Below are 15,842 nucleotides of genomic sequence, written 5' to 3' on the forward strand. Positions count from 1 at the left end.
CAACCTTTTTCCAAAGAGACTCATCTTAACTGTAGTATGAAGGGATTTTTTCACAGAAATAAAAAGGAAAAACTGCGATGGCTTGCAGTACTCCTCCTCGGAGAGGCGCTGATCTATGGCATTGAGCAGTTTGAAGTATTGCCTTCTTTTTGGTGTTTTTTTTACTCTATGGTTCCCAATCTCACATATTTGATCGCCTAGGAGATTTTTTGATCGACGAATCTTAACTTGGGATCTAATCCCAAAAGTCATGAGTCCATCTATCTTTTTACAAGATATCTATATCTACCCTATCAAATCGCTCGGAGGTATCAGGCTGAATGAGTCGCAAGTGGAGGAGAAAGGTCTCCGGTATGACCGAAGATGGATGCTGGTAGATCAGAATGGTACATTTGTTTCGCAAAGGAAATATCCTCAGCTAGCTCTCCTACATGTTCATTTGCAGCAGGATGGTCTTGAGGTGGTCAACACTCAAAAAGCAGATATGCGCATTATTATCCCTTATAAGATGAAGGGTGTCGGGGGGATTTCGGTGTCGGTCTGGGATGACCAGTTTGACGCCTTGCATCTTTCTACTGAATTGGATGACTGGTTTTCAGACTTTTTGGATTTTGATGTTCGGTTGGTGAAAATGCCTGAAACTACCCAAAGAAAGGTAGATCCGAACTATGCTGTTAATGAGGAATCTGTCAGTTTTGCAGACGGGATGCCATACTTATTGATCAGTCAGGCTTCATTGGATGACCTTAATGCGAAATTGGATGAAAAAATACCAATGAATCGATTTCGTCCCAATTTGGTTTTTGCCGGGATGGAGCCATTTCAGGAGGATGAAGTCGGAAGGTTCAGCATAGGTAAGGTGGATTTTCAAGGAATAAAATTATGTGCAAGGTGTGTAATGACTACTGTGGATCAGGAAACAGGTGCCAAAGGGAAAGAGCCTCTCAAAACCTTGGCAACCTACAGGCAGCGTGGAAATAAAATATTATTCGGTCAAAATGTGGTGGCTCTTACTTTGGGAAAAATCAAAGTAGGGGATGAGGTGACATTTGATTCAAACAAAAAAGGAGCGTAGAGCTCCTTTTCGTATTCTTAGCGATAGTTTTTTACGGTCTCTATGAAGACCTTCACCTTTTCCGGATCTATATCCGGATAGACTCCGTGTCCGAGATTGGCGATGTGTCGAGATCCCTTGAACTCGTCCATCATTCGAGTGGCGGCGACAGCTACTTGCTCTGGCGTGCCATATAGAGCTGCTGGATCCAGGTTGCCCTGCAAAGTTTTGGAGTCGCCGATAAGCCTTCTTGACTCTGCGATCCCCATGTTCCAGTCGAGTCCGATAGTTTCACAGGACAAAGAGCTCATTGCTTCTCTGGCAAAAAAGGCTCCTTTTGCAAAAACAGTCTTTGGAACTGTATCGATGGCATCGCATATCTGAGAGATGTAGCGAAGTGAAAATTCTTCGTATTGATCTGGACCTAGGATTCCAGCCCAGCTGTCAAATAGCTGAATCAGCTGTGCTCCGGATTCGATTTGTGCTTTAAGATAGTTGATCGTACTGTCCGTGATCATCTGAAGCAGTTTGTGCGAAAACACAGGCTGTGTATAGAGCATTTCCCGGGCTTTGGAAAAAGTCTTGCTTCCATGTCCTTCTACCATATATGCAAAAATCGTCCACGGAGCACCTGCAAAACCGATCAATGGAACCCGGCCATTTAGTGCTTTTTTGGTGATATGGATTGCATCAGTCACATAGCGAAGTTCAGACCCGTCTGATACATGAAGTTTTTTCAAATCAGCCTCTGAGCGAACTGTCTCAGGGAACAATGGGCCTCTTTTTTCTACCATTTCGTAAGGCAGTCCCATAGCTTCGGGGATCACCAAGATATCAGAGAAAATAATGGCAGCATCCACTCCCAAAAGGTCTACTGGCTGGATGGTCACCTCAGCGGCCAAGTCTGGCGTCTGGGCCAGTTCGATAAATCCACTGACACTTTCACGTACTTTTCTATATTCGGGGAGGATTCTCCCTGCCTGTCGCATCAGCCATACTGGCGTTCGTTCGACAGATTCGCCTTTGGCTGCGCGGAGAAGAAGGTCGTTTTTTAACTGCATGTTGCAAAGATAAGAGCCAAATTTTGTATGGCAGGAAAATTCATGACATAAAAAAACAGGATCGTAGCATTGCCTCAATCCTGTTTGCAGTAGAAGTTGGTTTAGTATAGTTTTTTAATTGCTTTTTGGCTCTAGTCTGATAAAGTCATCCTCATCCAATCCCAGCATTTTGGTGACTGCCTCGTAGTCAGAATAATCGATTCTCGCACTGGCAAAGTCAGCAGGGACGATGACGACACGATATAGCTGGTTTTGAGTCCAGTCACTGCCCAATAGGGAATAATCAAGAGGGCCATCTAGAAATACACTGAAGTCAAATCGAGTGAAATCATAATTGTACATCAAGACGCCTTCCTCAAAAAATACAGTTTGAGGTAATGGTCTCCAGATTGGCGTGCCATTATCCTGCTCCCATTGGAGATAGACAAGGACTACATCGCTGTCAAGGATTTCAGGATCAAACTGAAATACTTCTTTAAAGTCGTTGGCAGCGGTAAAGTCTACTTCCACTTCAAAAGCTTCTCCTACGATCGTAATTCCATCTTCCCCGTCGATTCCCGGAGGTCCTGCAGGTCCTTCGCAGGCTTGAAATGCCATGATGCCGATCAAACCAAGTATTGCTGTAAATCTTTTCATAAAATAATATTTGGTGAATGAGATAATTTCTTACACGGAAAAAGATAAAGTTGGGTTATTTAAAAAATCTTAATTTGAGATTAATCTTGCACCGGAGCGATCACATGTACCTCATTTTCAGAGATTATTTTGTCTATAAATATTCCGGACAATTGAATCTGCTCTGAATCAGCAAAGGACTGAATGCTCTCTTTTACCTTTTCAGGTCCGGGCATCACCCAACGGTTGGATTTGATTTTTGCCAGTATGTAGCGAGATTCCGAAAATATACGAGCTTCAAATTCTCCCCCCAATGATTGATTGATTCCCACAAACACCTTCATGGTGTCTAGCTTACCTGCCGGCTCCACTTCGTAGATGGTATGTAGAAAGGTCCCCGGGTGCAGGTTTTTCTGAGCTTCGATTTGCTGAAATACAGCGCCAAGTTTATCGTCTTGAGGAGTGCCGACGTAGTAGAGGCCTGAGAGCGGCTCTGGTCTAGAGGTCTCCAAAGAAAGCTCTATGGGTTTTTCACCTCCCAATTTATTGAAGAGAATATAGGCTGCAGTAGTGAGTACCACTACCGCCACCAATATGATTCCTAATTTGTTTTTCATTTTTTTAGAAAAGATACCTGACGCCAATACCTCCCTGTCCTTTGATATGCCCTACACGATCGAGTAGCTCGAGAAAAAAGCCAATTTCGGCAAATACGGAGATCGGTACCTCATCGAAGTAGTATTCCCCTCCGCCGTAGATTTCCGGACCAAAGTCAATATTATTTCGCTCTTCGGACATCGTGGCGCCGCTTCCTACTTGTCCTTGCGTGTAGGTGTAGGTGACTCGGGTAGATCGCAGTTGCACTCCCGCTCCCACATAGCCCAAAAGGTAGCCTTGCGATATATCAAACATGTCCGTGAAATCGTCATGATAGGCAACTCGTCCATGAATTGAAACTCCTTTTTTTGCACTATTGCTCACGTAGAATGCATTGGAGGCAGGAGGATTGTTTTCAAAATCTCGCTGATAGTAGTTCCCTCCATTGACGCCACCGCTTCCCAGCATCACTTCCCAGGAAAAGTAGTCGTCAAAAAAGTCTTTGTAAGTAATGCTAAATGGTTCTCCGATTCGGATCCCTACTCCTCTTTCTTGTGCAATGGTCATCAAAGGGAATAGGAATACGAGCGCAAATAATCTGAATTTCACGTTGGTTTAATTTTAGTTAGTACGATGCTTGTAGCAAATTCCAGGCTAGATTGCCATGGTCTTGAGTTGCATTTGATGCAATTGGGAATAATATCCATCCTGCTCGAGCAGTGAGTCATGAGTGCCGGTTTCGACGATTTCTCCTTTGTGTAGGACAATGATCTGATCGGCTTTTTGGATAGTGGATAGCCTGTGAGCGATCACGATTGAGGTTCTGCCTTTCATCATTTTTTCGATCGATTCTTGGATCAGCTCTTCTGTCTCCGTATCTACGGAGGAAGTCGCTTCATCTAGGATGATGATTTCAGGGTTATATACCATTGCTCTTACAAAGGAGATGAGCTGTCTTTGTCCCACCGAAAGTGTGGCTCCTCGCTCCATCACATTGTAATCCAGACCTCCCGGTAGTTTCTCGATGAACTTACGAGCTCCTACCATTTCGGCTGCTTCCAGCACTTGCTCACGACTGATAGATGGGTTGCCGAGCGTGATATTGTAATAGATCGTATTACTGAAAAGGAAGACATCCTGCAAGACTACGCCAATGTGCTTTCTCAAAACACTCAGCTCAAAATCTCTGATATCCGTGCCATCGATAGAGATGGACCCTTGATTGATTTCGTAGAATCTGGAAAGGAGATTGATGGTAGAGGATTTTCCCGCTCCAGTGGCGCCGACGAGCGCTACGGTTTGACCTGGTTTGACTTCGAAATTGATGTTTTTCAACACATACTCCTCGTCGACATACGCAAACCACAAATCTTTAATTTCTATATGTCCTTTTACTTTTTCTGGCTTAAAATCACCCTCATTGGCAATGTGCTCTGTGCTGTCTAGCAATTTGAAGATTCTAGAAGAACTAACTACGCCCATTTGTAGTGTATTGAAGCGGTCGGCGATCATTCGGATAGGTCTGAAAAACAGCTGCAGATACATGATAAATGAGATCAGGACACCGACTTGCAGCTCCATTCCCAAGACTCCCACTGCCCCATACCATACGACAAGGCCGATTCCGATGGCCTGGATGATCTCTGCTACTGGGAAGTAGATCGAGTAGTACAGTACAGACCGAATGTGGGCCGAGCGATGTTCTTTGTTGATTTCTTTAAACTTGTCAAACTCCCTTTTTTCCCGATTGAAAATCTGCACAATGTTCATTCCGGTGATGTGCTCCTGAAGGAAAGTGTTGAGGTTCGAGACGGCATTGCGGACATCATTGAAGGTGACTTTGATTTTTTCCTTGAAGATATAAGTGGAAATAATCATCAGTGGCAGCGTACTCAAACTGACCAGCGTGAGCTTCCAGTCTATATAAAACATCACTCCCAAAATCGTCACCAATTGGAGCAAATCACCAATGATAGCAGCAAGTCCCTCACTGAATACATCCGCGAGAGTTTCTATATCCGATATATTTCGGGTGACCAGTCTTCCGATCGGGGTGTTGTCAAAGAATTTCAGCTTTAGTTTTAGCAAATGATCATAAAGTCGAACACGAATGTCCCGGATGATCACCTGTCCTATCCAGCCCGAATAATAGGTGTGAGCCCACTGCACCACAGCCTGTAAAATCATCAACCCGACGAGAATATAGATCGTCTTGATCAGTCCCTCGCTGTCGCCGATAGCGATATGGTCATCGATGGCTACTTGGATGAAATAGGGCCGCGTCGGGGCCAATACGGCCAAGGCAATGGTCAAAAACACCAAAAAGTAAAATTGGAACTTGTAAGGCTGTACATAGCGATACAGCTGCTTCAATACTTTGGTGTCGACGATTTCGCCGGAGGATCCTTTTTCTTTTTCTAAACTCAAAGCCTACTAATCTAAATAAATTTTTGCGGGATAGACGATTTTGGATAAAAACAAGCCCTTGGCTGGTGCTGATTTTCCGGCAGAAGCTCTATCTCTGGACTCGATGATCTGATCCATGGACGAAACCGTTTTTTTTGACAGGCCGATTTCCACCAGTGTTCCCACAATGGCACGTACCATTCCACGTAAAAAACGGTTGGCAGTTATATGGAATAACAATTCATCTCCATTTTGTTCCCAATAGGCGGATTTAATTTGACAGCGAAAATGGTTCACTTCGGTTTTCACCTTGCTGAAGCATTCGAAATCTTCATGTCTCAACAGGCTTTGGGCGGCCAGATTCATTTTTTGCAAGTCAGGATTGAAAAATGAAATCCAGGCCAAATCATCCTGGAAAGGGTCTTTGCGAAGCAAAATCCGATAGAAATAGGAGCGCTCTTCGGCATCAAATCTGGCATGTGCGTCTGGATAAACTTGTCTGATCCGGTGGATGGCGACTTGCTTGGGCAATATTCCATTGAGGCCCCTCAGGAGCTTTTCTTTGTCAAAATCACCTCCATAGTCAAAATGGCACACTTGCATGGCAGCGTGAACTCCCGTGTCGGTTCTCCCGCTTCCCATGATGGTGACTTCTTCTTGGAGGTAAATCGAAAGGGCCGATTCGATCTCTTGCTGGACGGTGTGGGAGTTTTTCTGTTTTTGCCAACCGTGAAATGGGCCTCCATGGTAGCTCAATTCCAGAAAATATCGCTGAGTTCCGCTCATATCCCGCAAAGATACAATTCCCCGTCAAATCCATGGGAGAGTTTTTGACAATCCTTGTGAAAGCGGCTAATTGGGCCTTTATTTGCCAAAAATTTATAAAAAAATGATTCAGCGAGTTCAAACGATATTTCTATTGCTAGTGGTGATCTGTATGGGGGTGACCATCGGCTCGACTCTTTGGGTGCAAACTCAGACCGGTTCTGGCTCAGGAGACTCTTGGGAGTTGTCGGCATTTATGCTGACCAATCTAGACGCATCTGGAGAAGTGGTTCAATCTTCTTCCAAATGGTATCTGGCCGCATTGGCATCGTTTGCTGGCTTGCTGGCTTTGATTGCGATCTTCCAATATAAAAATAGAACGCGTCAGATGATGTTCAATATGATTAATAGCCTCGTGATGGTAGGTCTGGTCGTGGCGGTATTTTTGACCACCAATGGAATCAATTCTGCTCTCAACGCTACCACATCTGGAACATACCAAATCGGTTTTTGGGTGGTCTTGGCAGCGATGGTCTTCAATATGCTGGCCAACCGCTTCATCAAAAAAGATGAGGCTTTGGTAAGGTCGGTAGATAGAATCAGATAGAATCTAGGCAGAATGTCTAGTGATCAAAACAAAAAACGCCAGCAAGGTGCTGGCGTTTTTTGTTTTGGTTACCAAAATCGAATTCCGATAGTAGGGTAAAAGGTTTTTAGATTTTCGGTACCTACTACTCCGACCTCAATTGCTAGATTTTTATTGAGCTGGTGTTTGTAGAAAGCTCGAATGGTTGTTCCAGAAAACAAATCACTTTGAGAGTCATTTAGTAGTAGTCCAATTCCCACTGTGTTTTTCTTGTTGTCTCTGGAGTATTTTTCCCAGCCAAACTCTGCATTGACAAACCAACTGCTATTGACTTTGATGTTATTCTCAATTCTTGGGGGGAAATAAATGTGATTGGTGATTGATCCTCCAAAACTGAAATTTCTAAGGTTTAGATGGGTTCTAAACCCTACTACTGGAGTGAAATCACCTCCCGTAAAATCCAAGCCGACCGGAAATGAGAATTCCAGACTATCCAAGTGCTGGACGTACCTGTTTTCCACTTCATATTTTACAGCCTCTAGTTTAGTGGCTGAGAAACTTTCTGCAATTCTATAGCCTTGCGATTCAAATTCCGGGAATTTTGTAGCGCTTTCCATTAGAGGCTGAAAAATCTCCTGGAGCGATTCTACACTGTGTTCTTGATTATTAAAATAGAGTAAAAATGTGCCTTCATTTGGAAGATTGAATATAAGTGTATCCGTGATGGGAGATCGTTCATTGATGATACTTTGGTTTATTTTGCTTAGCTGGTTTTCTACCTCCTGAGCAAAAAGGGAGATCGAAAAAAGCATAGTAATTCCTGTGAGAAGAAAATATCTTTTCATTTTGTAGAGGTTTTAAGATGTGATGGAATTAGTTTTTAAATCTGATTTGAATGGTTTTGGAAGAGGCTGTATGAGACTTTGGGACTGCTTCTAAGTCTGGACTCGGCTTTCCAAAATTGGTTTTGAATTTTAGTTTACTCCTGTCCAATCCCCAAGAAATGTCCACTTCATGTCTGCTTTTGATTTGAGTAGAAGCAGTGACTTGATTTGGATTGGATATCTTCCCAAAATCCTGTCTAGGTATTTCAATATCAGGCAGGGCAATGCTTGGGGCATCTACCTCTGCTATGCCCAAGTTGATTTGCACAGGGGTGGGATCCTTGGCAGGTGGAGCATGAGGTGCAGTGTCGACAGTACCGCCTTTTTTCTCGATGATTGGTTTTTCTACCTCCAATGGAATAGAAACATTCTTTATCTCCGTGACTAGATCAGTGTCAAGTGTCGTCGTATGCTTTTGGCCCAAAAGCAACCAGGCGCAGGCTATCGCCAGTGCCAAAACCATGGCAGCTGCCAATTTTTGCCAAATAGGAATAATCGGCTTCTCTGTTTCAAGTTGAGCGGTGATAGCCTCCCAAGCATTGGTCTTGGGCTCAAAAAGCGGAAGGTCATCGCTTGCTTTGTTGAGCTGCGATTCGAAATCCTGCTGTTGCAAAATTTTTTCCCAGCTCTCGCTTTTTGGGCTATGTGATGGAAGACTTTTCATGCTTGCAGCAGAGTTTTGATTCTTGTTTTTAGTAATTTCTTAGCATAGCTCAGTTGAGACTTGGAGGTACTTTCACTCACTCCCAGCAGCTTGGCAGCTTCTTGGTGCGGATGTCCTTCCACCGCCACCAGCATGAAGACAGCTCTTGCTCCTGCAGGAAGGCTTCTGATCGCTTGGTCCAGTAGCTCTCCATCAAACCAAGCTTCAAATTGGTCTTCTCCGACCTCAGCAACTTGGTCCAATTTTTCAAATTGAAACTGCTTTTTACCCTTTCTGATAGCATTGCGAGCTGCTATCGTTCGCATCCACGACAAGAGTGCCTCAGGATGCTTCAGGTTTCTGATTTGTTGGAAAACCTGAACATAAGTGTCCTGCAATACATCATGCGCCAAGTCTTCGTCATCGAGCATCCGAAAGGCCAGTGAATAGACCATCCGCTTGGTCTGTTCGAAAAGCTGAAACTGGGCTTTTCGATCCTGAGCGATGACTCGCTCGATCAATTCACTGTCTAGTTGGATTTGGTTCATGTAGAAGTCTTTCTGATCTAAAGAGCAGTCTCAAGCTAAAAAGGTTGGAATGAAGATGCTAATTTTTAAAAGCTCAAGTCCAGTCAGTTCTTCCCACTTCGGTATTACTTTCTTAATTTCCCCAAAATCTTGGATGTTATGAAATTTGAAACGCTAGCAATACATAAAGGGAATAGGATCACAGATGCACATCAGCCTGTGGTGCAGCCTATCACTTTGAGTACGACTTTTACCCATGGCAATGATGGCGGAAGTCTTTATACTCGAGCGTCCAACCCGAATAGAAATTCGTTGGAGGAATTGGTTGCGGCACTAGAGCAGGGAGAATGTGCGGCTGCTTTTTCATCAGGAAACGCTGCGGGAACTGCGGTTTTTCAGGCATTGGAAGCGGGCTCTCATATCATTGCACCTCATGACATGTATCATGGTTTGCATCAATCCATGGTCACACTTTTCAAAGGAATTCATGAAGTGACTTTTGTGGATATGAGTGATTTGGAAGCTGTGCAAAAGGCTGTCAGACCTTCTACTAGAATCATTTGGATAGAGACGCCCAGCAATCCTCTGCTAAAAGTCACCGATATCAGGAAAGTCGCCGAGATTGCTCATCAGGCAAATGCGCTTTTGGTCTGTGATAATACCTTTGCAACTCCCGTATTCCAAAATCCACTTCTCTTGGGAGCAGATATGGTGATGCATAGCAGTACCAAGTATTTTGGAGGGCATAGTGATATTCTCGGGGGGATTTTGGTCAGCAAGCTGAAAAATGAGTTCTGGGAAAAAATCTTGACTGTTCAAAAGGTCGGAGGAGCTGTCCCAGCTGCGATGGATTGCTATCTGCTATGCAGGAGTCTGCGGACCTTGGCCTATCGGATGAAAGGCCATGCGGCTCATGCGATGATTCTTGCAGAATACCTTTACTCGCATCCAAAAGTTGACCGGGTGCACTATCCCGGTCTCAAGTCTCATCCAGGGCATGAGATCGCTGCAAGTCAAATGACTGGCTTTGGCGGGGTGGTTTCATTTGAAGTGAACGGAGGGGCCAAAGAAGCTGATCTGCTGATCTCTATGTTGAAGCTTTTTGTCAATGCGACCAGCTTGGGAGGGGTAGAAAGTATCATCGAGCGAAGAGCTGCGGTCGAAGGGCCTGATACGACCACGCCACCCAATCTCATCCGGGTTTCTGTAGGACTCGAGCATACAGATGATTTATTGGAAGATTTGGATCAGGCTTTTGCGCAGCTTTAATCCGTCAGATAGCCGGCCTCGATCCAAGAAGCAAGCCCGCCGTCTAAGTGAAAAACCTGCTTGTATCCATTTTTGAGCAAGAGATCAGCAGCTTTTTGGCTTCGGATGCCCGCGCTGCAGTAGAGGTAGATGTCCTGATTTTTTGGGAGTTGAAGGATTTCTTGTTCAAATTCCGGGCTGTTGATGTCCAAGTTTGTTGCTCCTGCGATCTTTCCTTGTGCTACTTCTCCGGGAGTGCGCACATCGATTAAGATTCCTGCTTTATGATCTACTTGGGATTTAAATTCAGCTGCAGTTAAGACTTGAATTGGAGCGATTTCCTGGGAAGAGTCGATCTCTTGAGATGTCTGCTGCTTGGGCTCGCCACAGGAGTAGAGGCCTGCCAAAAGAAAGAAAAGAAGGATAGATTTTTTCATTTGATAAAAATAGGGATTCGGATAGAAATGCTTCGTGACTGAGATCACAAACACCTCCTAGGAATAAGAAGGGGAATATTTGGATTGATTTTAAAACAAAACTGAATAAATGCAGTCTTGCTAGGAATAAAATTTGGATAATTTGATCAAAAGACGATTTCTAATCGATTTTTTGTAAATTACTTAAACTTTTCATTAAAGACCCTGCGCTATGCCTGCACAATCTCTCGAACTCATCTTGGGTAGACAGTTTATGGACAGTCTGAGTATTCCCGGATTTTTGGTGGATACGGAAGGCAACTTGTTGTTTTACAATGAGTCTGCGGAAGAGGTTTTCGGTTTGAAATTTGGTGAGACCGGTGGTATGAGAGTAGAGGAGTGGGCTACCATTTTCACACCGATGGATGCTCAGGGAAAACTTCTGCCTCCCGAGTCATTGCCTTTGGTACAGACACTTCAATCCAAAATACCAGCGCATGGCTCCATGTATATCAATAATCTCAACAGGGAAAGAATCCGCATTACAGTCACGGCATTTCCTATCATCGGTAGGCCGGATCGATATTTGGGAGCCATGGCCATGTTTTGGAAAAGTGAATTGCCATGAAAGTCAAAGTTTGGGGATGTAGAGGCTCGCTGCCGGCACCTGGCCCAGAAAATATAAGCTATGGAGGGAATACTTCTTGCCTCGAAATCCGGGACGGAGACACGCTTTTGGTTCTAGACGCAGGTTCTGGGATTCAGCGACTAGGTAGATTTTTGGACAAAAAAGTTAAGGTCATTCACATATTGCTGACCCATTTGCATATAGACCATACGATGGGCTTGGGCTTTTTTGCACCCTTGTACAATCCTGATGTGGAAGTGCATCTATACGGGCCTAGTTCCAGTTCGGAATCTTTGTTGAACAGAATCAGAAAGTATTTTTCAGCGCCTTTGTTTCCTGTAAGATTGGCAGATCTTCCCAATCATCCTGTAATCCACGAACTCGATCAGAGTGAGTTTGAAATTGGTCCATTTCGAATCAAATCAGAATTCATCTGTCATCCCGGTCCGACTCTTGGTTATAGAATTCAACATGGAGCAAACGTTTTGGCCTATATGCCTGATCATGAATTGCAGTTGGGCTCGGCCAATTTTCCATTGGATCCGGAATGGACATCCGGATTCGAAATCGCAGTAAAGGCTGATTTACTGTTTCATGACGGAGCCTATTCTTTCAGTCAGTATGAGCAAAAAGTAGGTTGGGGACATAGTGCCGTCCGGGATACGATTCAGTTTGCTCAACTTTGTCAGGTGAAAAAGCTATCCATTTTTCATCACGAACCCACCAATACCGATGAGCAGCTGGATGAGATACTTCGGCGAAATGTAGAAGGAAAAACTTTTGGTTTCGAAATCGAAATGTGCAAGGAAGGCTCAGTCTATGAATTTTAGTCCGCGTACCAGTTTTTAAGCCTGACCTCTACATCCGGAGCGTTTTCATTGACGAGTTTTTTGAATTTTTCCACATCACTCAGCCCATCTGGACCTCTGTAGTGATAGGGATAGACGACAGTAGGCTGAAATTCCGAAACTGCCGACGCAGCCTGCTCCACATCCATGGTAAAAGGCAGATTCATGCAGACAAAGGCGACATCAATATTTTTCAGCTCTCTCATCTCTTGAATGTCTTCCGTATCTCCGGAGAAATAAAAGCTTTTGCCACCGAGTTCCATCACATAGCCGTTTCCTCTTCCCTTTGGATGGCGGCTGTCGTCTGTTTCTGGAAGATTGTACATGGGAATGGCTTCGACGAGGCTGCCTAAAATATTTTCAGAATCCCCATTGTTAAGGATGATAATGCTTTTGTACTTTTCAGCAGGCAGTTTGTCGGCCACAGCTTTAGGCGCCACGATTATGGCTTGAGACAGATCCAATCCGTCCAAAGTCTCCTGATTGTGATGATCGCCATGGATGTCCGTGATCAATACGATGTCAGCGATATTCTGTGCCGAATAGCGACTGGCTCCTCCATAGGGATCCACGTAAACGGTCATATCTTTATAATCCAAAACAAGCGAACCATGATGAATAGGAGTGATTTTGACATCTCCACTTTTTGCCGGGATCAAATCTTGAGCCTTTACAAAGCTAGTCAGGCAAATCAAAATAAATGCGAATAAGGGTTTCATGGGTTAGTCTTTAAATTTTTCAAAATACTTTAAATCAATAATATAAGGTATTTGTAGCCATTGTTCGCAACTAGCTTTTTCCATTATACTTCTTGAATTTCAAATCCGTTTTCTCTTGCCAAGTCCACAATGTTTTTAATATTGTCCTTTCCCCATTCGGTTGAAACTACAAATTGAATATTGTCAGCGCTTGTCAGAATCTCATCGTTTCCAGTAAAGTGTCTTTTGTTTGATTTGTTTGCATATTTTGTTTCTACAAAGTCCAATTTGTTGATTACACCAGTCGAACCTTGATAGTCATCTTTAAAAAAGCGTTTTAGTGATGAAAAGCCGGTCGGATACTTTTGCAAATATGCTTTTACAAATTCCAAAACAAACCTGTTTTTCGGAAGTCTCGCACTTGTTCCGTTTATTATGTATTTGGTTTTGTCTCTTGTGTTTTTATTTTCGGATTGGGTCGAAACGTAGGCTTGAATTGCTGGTTTTTCGGTTGTTGGTTGAGCCTTTAGCTGAATATTGATTGAGATCTCTTTAAGAACATTGTCAATCAGATCCGCATCGTAGTTGTTTAGAAAATCTTGTTTAATCAATTCCAAAAGTTCTGTTCGGTATTCGTCAGATAAGATTTTCTGTTGCAATTTTTTTTGGTCAGCTTTTCGATTGATTTTTTTGAGCGAGTTTAAAGTAAATGTTTTTAGCGCTTCATAACTAAAACTTTGTTTCGAAAACAATTCTACAAATTTCAATCCTTTCGCAGAGTCTCGCTCAAACTCAATAGTTTCAATTAAAACAGGGTCGTCATGGTCAGTCAAATCCCCATCGTAGAAAATCTGGACTGCTTGTCCAATTAAAACTCCGTATTGAAGTCTTAACTGGCGCATATAAGAAAAAAGTTGTTGCTGGAAATTAATTCTTAATGGAATGCTCGGTTGTTTTATTTCAATGACAAAGAGATTTTTCTTTTCTGTTGAGTTGACCACAAAATCAGGCGTTATTCTATTAGAGGCTCCAATTTGAAATGAAGGTCGAATTTGTAGGTCTCCCAAAAATTCTTTCCAGTCCAACACTCTCAATGCTTGAATTACATTTTGCTCAAAATCCCTTTCACTGATATCAGTCTGGATATTGTCGGATAATAAAAAGCAGACCTCATTCCATTTTTCGTTGTTCATTCTCGGTTTTCTCGTTTTTTCAGCTTGTTGATAACTTCTTTATAGTTACCTGTTTCTAGTGACTAGCTGTCCAAGAAAAGGTGAGATAGTCACGGGTTTTAAATTTTTTAATTCATCATTCTCAATTCGCTATCCCGCCCAGCCTTCTCTATCCAAGCTTCGATATTGGATCGCTTCTGCCAGATGCTCGACTTTGATCTCTTCCGAGTCGGCGATATCGGCGATCGTTCGGGCGACTTTCAGGATGCGGTCATAGGCTCTTGCTGAAAGGCCCAGTCGCTCCATCGCAGTTTTGAGTAGGATTTTTCCGGCATCATTGATTTGACAGACTTCCTTGACCATATGGGAAGGCATCATCGCATTGCAATAGACTTCAGGATTGTTTTGGAAGCGATCTTTTTGTCTTTCTCTCCCTTGGATCACACGCTCCCGGATGGATTTGCTGGATTCGCTTTTGCGGGTCGAGGTCATCTCGTCAAATTTCACAGGCGTGACTTCCACATGCAGGTCTATTCGGTCAAGCAAGGGTCCGCTGACCTTATTGAGATATCGCTGTACGATACCGGGCCCACAGACGCATTCCTTCTCAGGATGATTGTAGTAGCCACAGGGGCAAGGGTTCATGCTCGCGATCAGCATAAAGTTGGCAGGATAGTCCACCGAAACTTTGGCCCTTGAGATCGTGACTTTTCTTTCTTCCAATGGCTGACGCATGACTTCCAAGACGGTGCGTTTGAACTCTGGGAGTTCGTCCAGAAAAAGCACTCCGTTATGCGCCAATGAAATTTCTCCCGGTTGGGGATTGCCTCCGCCGCCTACCAAAGCCACATCAGAAATGGTGTGATGTGGACTGCGAAAAGGGCGATTGGCTAGAAGAGAAGCGTTTTTTCCAAGCTTTCCAGCGACCGAATGGATCTTGGTGGCTTCCAGCGCTTCCTGAAGAGAAAGCGGTGGCAAAATCGAAGGGAGCCTTTTGGCAAGCATAGTTTTACCTGCTCCGGGAGGACCTATCATGATCACATTGTGTCCACCGGCAGCGGCGATTTCCATGGCTCGTTTGATGTTTTCCTGGCCTTGCACATCTGCAAAGTCAAACTCGATATCATCCAATGAATGATAAAAAATCTCCCTGGTGTCTGTGACCAGAGGCTCAATGTCCAATTCGCCCATCAGGAAATTGGCGGCTTGCTGGAGTGTCTCTACCGGGATGATGTCCAGATTGTTGACGATGGAAGCCTCTTTGGCATTTTCTACAGGAAGGATAAAACCCTTAAATCCCTTTTTTCTGGCTTCTATGGCAATGGGCAAAACGCCTTTGATCGGGCGGAGATTTCCATCAAGCGAAAGCTCTCCCATGATCACATAGCGATCCAGCTCGGGAAAATCCACCTGCTCGGAAGCTTGCAGGATTCCCATGGCAATGGGTAAGTCATAGGCTGAGCCTTCTTTGCGAATATCAGCAGGTGCGAGGTTGATCACTACTTTTTGTCTCGGCATGCGGAAGCCAAAATATTTCAAAGCAGATTCTACCCGCTGTTGAGATTCTTTGACAGCAGAATCGGGAAGACCTACCATAAAGAAACTAGTGCCTTGTCCTACGTTGACTTCGATTGTGATCAGGTTGGCATCTACCCCTGAGACAGCGCTTCCAAAAGTTTTTGCTACCATATCAA

Annotated in this window: 19 protein-coding genes; 6 read left to right on the forward strand and 13 right to left on the reverse strand. The window is 43.9% G+C overall.

Annotated elements, in window-relative coordinates:
• Nucleotides 1-36 precede the first annotated feature (36 nt).
• Both G460_RS23230 and G460_RS0117350 read left to right on the forward strand, forming a co-directional pair.
• Nucleotides 37-201 carry a hypothetical protein gene (locus G460_RS23230; RefSeq protein WP_157366955.1) on the forward strand — a complete coding sequence of 55 codons (165 nt, stop codon included), beginning with the start codon at nucleotides 37-39 and terminating at the stop codon, nucleotides 199-201.
• 49 nt (nucleotides 202-250) lie between these two features.
• Nucleotides 251-1,075, forward strand: coding sequence for an MOSC domain-containing protein (locus tag G460_RS0117350; protein WP_026956550.1), 825 nt, complete (start codon nucleotides 251-253; stop codon nucleotides 1,073-1,075).
• A gap of 17 nt (nucleotides 1,076-1,092) precedes the next feature.
• Here G460_RS0117350 and hemE read toward each other — a convergent pair whose 3' ends face one another.
• The 6 genes from hemE to truA form a co-directional block, all read right to left on the reverse strand.
• Nucleotides 1,093-2,115 (reverse strand): uroporphyrinogen decarboxylase, encoded by a 1,023-nt coding sequence (gene hemE, locus G460_RS0117355; protein ID WP_026956551.1) that lies wholly within the window; start codon nucleotides 2,113-2,115, stop codon nucleotides 1,093-1,095.
• Nucleotides 2,116-2,229: 114 nt separating this feature from the next.
• On the reverse strand, nucleotides 2,230-2,751 hold the full coding sequence (locus G460_RS0117360; protein ID WP_026956552.1) for a hypothetical protein: 522 nt from the start codon (nucleotides 2,749-2,751) through the stop codon (nucleotides 2,230-2,232).
• A gap of 80 nt (nucleotides 2,752-2,831) precedes the next feature.
• Nucleotides 2,832-3,347 (reverse strand): hypothetical protein, encoded by a 516-nt coding sequence (locus G460_RS0117365; protein ID WP_026956553.1) that lies wholly within the window; start codon nucleotides 3,345-3,347, stop codon nucleotides 2,832-2,834.
• Nucleotides 3,348-3,351: 4 nt separating this feature from the next.
• A complete protein-coding gene (locus tag G460_RS0117370; protein ID WP_026956554.1) occupies nucleotides 3,352-3,936 on the reverse strand; it encodes a hypothetical protein in 585 nt (194 codons plus the stop codon).
• A 45-nt stretch (nucleotides 3,937-3,981) separates the two neighbouring features.
• Nucleotides 3,982-5,754 carry an ABC transporter ATP-binding protein gene (locus G460_RS0117375; RefSeq protein WP_026956555.1) on the reverse strand — a complete coding sequence of 591 codons (1,773 nt, stop codon included), beginning with the start codon at nucleotides 5,752-5,754 and terminating at the stop codon, nucleotides 3,982-3,984.
• Nucleotides 5,755-5,760: 6 nt separating this feature from the next.
• Nucleotides 5,761-6,519 (reverse strand): tRNA pseudouridine(38-40) synthase TruA, encoded by a 759-nt coding sequence (gene truA, locus G460_RS0117380; RefSeq protein ID WP_026956556.1) that lies wholly within the window; start codon nucleotides 6,517-6,519, stop codon nucleotides 5,761-5,763.
• Nucleotides 6,520-6,622: 103 nt separating this feature from the next.
• On the opposite strand from truA, the gene G460_RS0117385 reads away from it, so the two are divergent.
• Nucleotides 6,623-7,105, forward strand: coding sequence for a DUF4293 domain-containing protein (locus G460_RS0117385; RefSeq protein ID WP_026956557.1), 483 nt, complete (start codon nucleotides 6,623-6,625; stop codon nucleotides 7,103-7,105).
• Nucleotides 7,106-7,173: 68 nt separating this feature from the next.
• Here the strand turns inward: G460_RS0117385 and G460_RS0117390 are convergent, their stop codons facing one another.
• Genes G460_RS0117390 through G460_RS0117400 form a run of 3 tightly spaced genes read right to left on the reverse strand, consistent with a single transcriptional unit; the run spans nucleotide 7,174 to nucleotide 9,159 of the window.
• Nucleotides 7,174-7,929: a hypothetical protein gene (locus G460_RS0117390; protein WP_026956558.1), complete on the reverse strand. Its 756-nt coding sequence runs from the start codon at nucleotides 7,927-7,929 to the stop codon at nucleotides 7,174-7,176.
• Nucleotides 7,930-7,957: 28 nt separating this feature from the next.
• Nucleotides 7,958-8,632, reverse strand: a complete 675-nt coding sequence (locus G460_RS0117395; protein WP_026956559.1) for a hypothetical protein — start codon at nucleotides 8,630-8,632, stop codon at nucleotides 7,958-7,960.
• The gene (locus G460_RS0117400; RefSeq protein WP_026956560.1) at nucleotides 8,629-9,159 is read right to left on the reverse strand and encodes an RNA polymerase sigma factor; all 531 of its coding nucleotides are present in this window, start codon (nucleotides 9,157-9,159) and stop codon (nucleotides 8,629-8,631) included. The genes G460_RS0117395 and G460_RS0117400 overlap by 4 nt, the downstream gene beginning before the upstream one ends.
• Nucleotides 9,160-9,297: 138 nt before the next feature.
• On the opposite strand from G460_RS0117400, the gene G460_RS0117405 reads away from it, so the two are divergent.
• Nucleotides 9,298-10,407 (forward strand): trans-sulfuration enzyme family protein, encoded by a 1,110-nt coding sequence (locus G460_RS0117405; protein WP_026956561.1) that lies wholly within the window; start codon nucleotides 9,298-9,300, stop codon nucleotides 10,405-10,407.
• Here the strand turns inward: G460_RS0117405 and G460_RS22070 are convergent.
• Nucleotides 10,404-10,823, reverse strand: coding sequence for a rhodanese-like domain-containing protein (locus G460_RS22070; RefSeq protein ID WP_051316095.1), 420 nt, complete (start codon nucleotides 10,821-10,823; stop codon nucleotides 10,404-10,406). The two genes, G460_RS0117405 and G460_RS22070, sit on opposite strands and share 4 nt — an antisense overlap.
• Before the next feature lie 211 nt (nucleotides 10,824-11,034).
• On the opposite strand from G460_RS22070, the gene G460_RS0117415 reads away from it, so the two are divergent.
• Nucleotides 11,035-11,430 (forward strand): transcriptional regulator, encoded by a 396-nt coding sequence (locus tag G460_RS0117415; protein WP_026956562.1) that lies wholly within the window; start codon nucleotides 11,035-11,037, stop codon nucleotides 11,428-11,430.
• Nucleotides 11,427-12,260, forward strand: a complete 834-nt coding sequence (locus G460_RS0117420) for an MBL fold metallo-hydrolase (protein ID WP_026956563.1) — start codon at nucleotides 11,427-11,429, stop codon at nucleotides 12,258-12,260. Before G460_RS0117415 ends, G460_RS0117420 begins: the two co-directional genes overlap by 4 nt.
• On the opposite strand, the gene G460_RS0117425 is transcribed toward G460_RS0117420, so the two are convergent.
• The 3 genes from G460_RS0117425 to G460_RS0117435 all read right to left on the reverse strand — a co-directional run bounded on the left by G460_RS0117425 (nucleotide 12,257) and on the right by G460_RS0117435 (nucleotide 15,837).
• Nucleotides 12,257-12,997 (reverse strand): MBL fold metallo-hydrolase, encoded by a 741-nt coding sequence (locus G460_RS0117425; RefSeq protein ID WP_026956564.1) that lies wholly within the window; start codon nucleotides 12,995-12,997, stop codon nucleotides 12,257-12,259. The genes G460_RS0117420 and G460_RS0117425 overlap by 4 nt on opposite strands.
• Nucleotides 12,998-13,080: 83 nt before the next feature.
• Nucleotides 13,081-14,169 carry a type I restriction enzyme HsdR N-terminal domain-containing protein gene (locus G460_RS0117430; RefSeq protein WP_026956565.1) on the reverse strand — a complete coding sequence of 363 codons (1,089 nt, stop codon included), beginning with the start codon at nucleotides 14,167-14,169 and terminating at the stop codon, nucleotides 13,081-13,083.
• Nucleotides 14,170-14,298: 129 nt separating this feature from the next.
• Nucleotides 14,299-15,837, reverse strand: coding sequence for a YifB family Mg chelatase-like AAA ATPase (locus G460_RS0117435; RefSeq protein WP_026956566.1), 1,539 nt, complete (start codon nucleotides 15,835-15,837; stop codon nucleotides 14,299-14,301).
• Nucleotides 15,838-15,842: the final 5 nt, after the last annotated feature.

This window comes from Algoriphagus vanfongensis DSM 17529 (genome assembly GCF_000429465.1).
GTDB lineage: Bacteria > Bacteroidota > Bacteroidia > Cytophagales > Cyclobacteriaceae > Algoriphagus > Algoriphagus vanfongensis.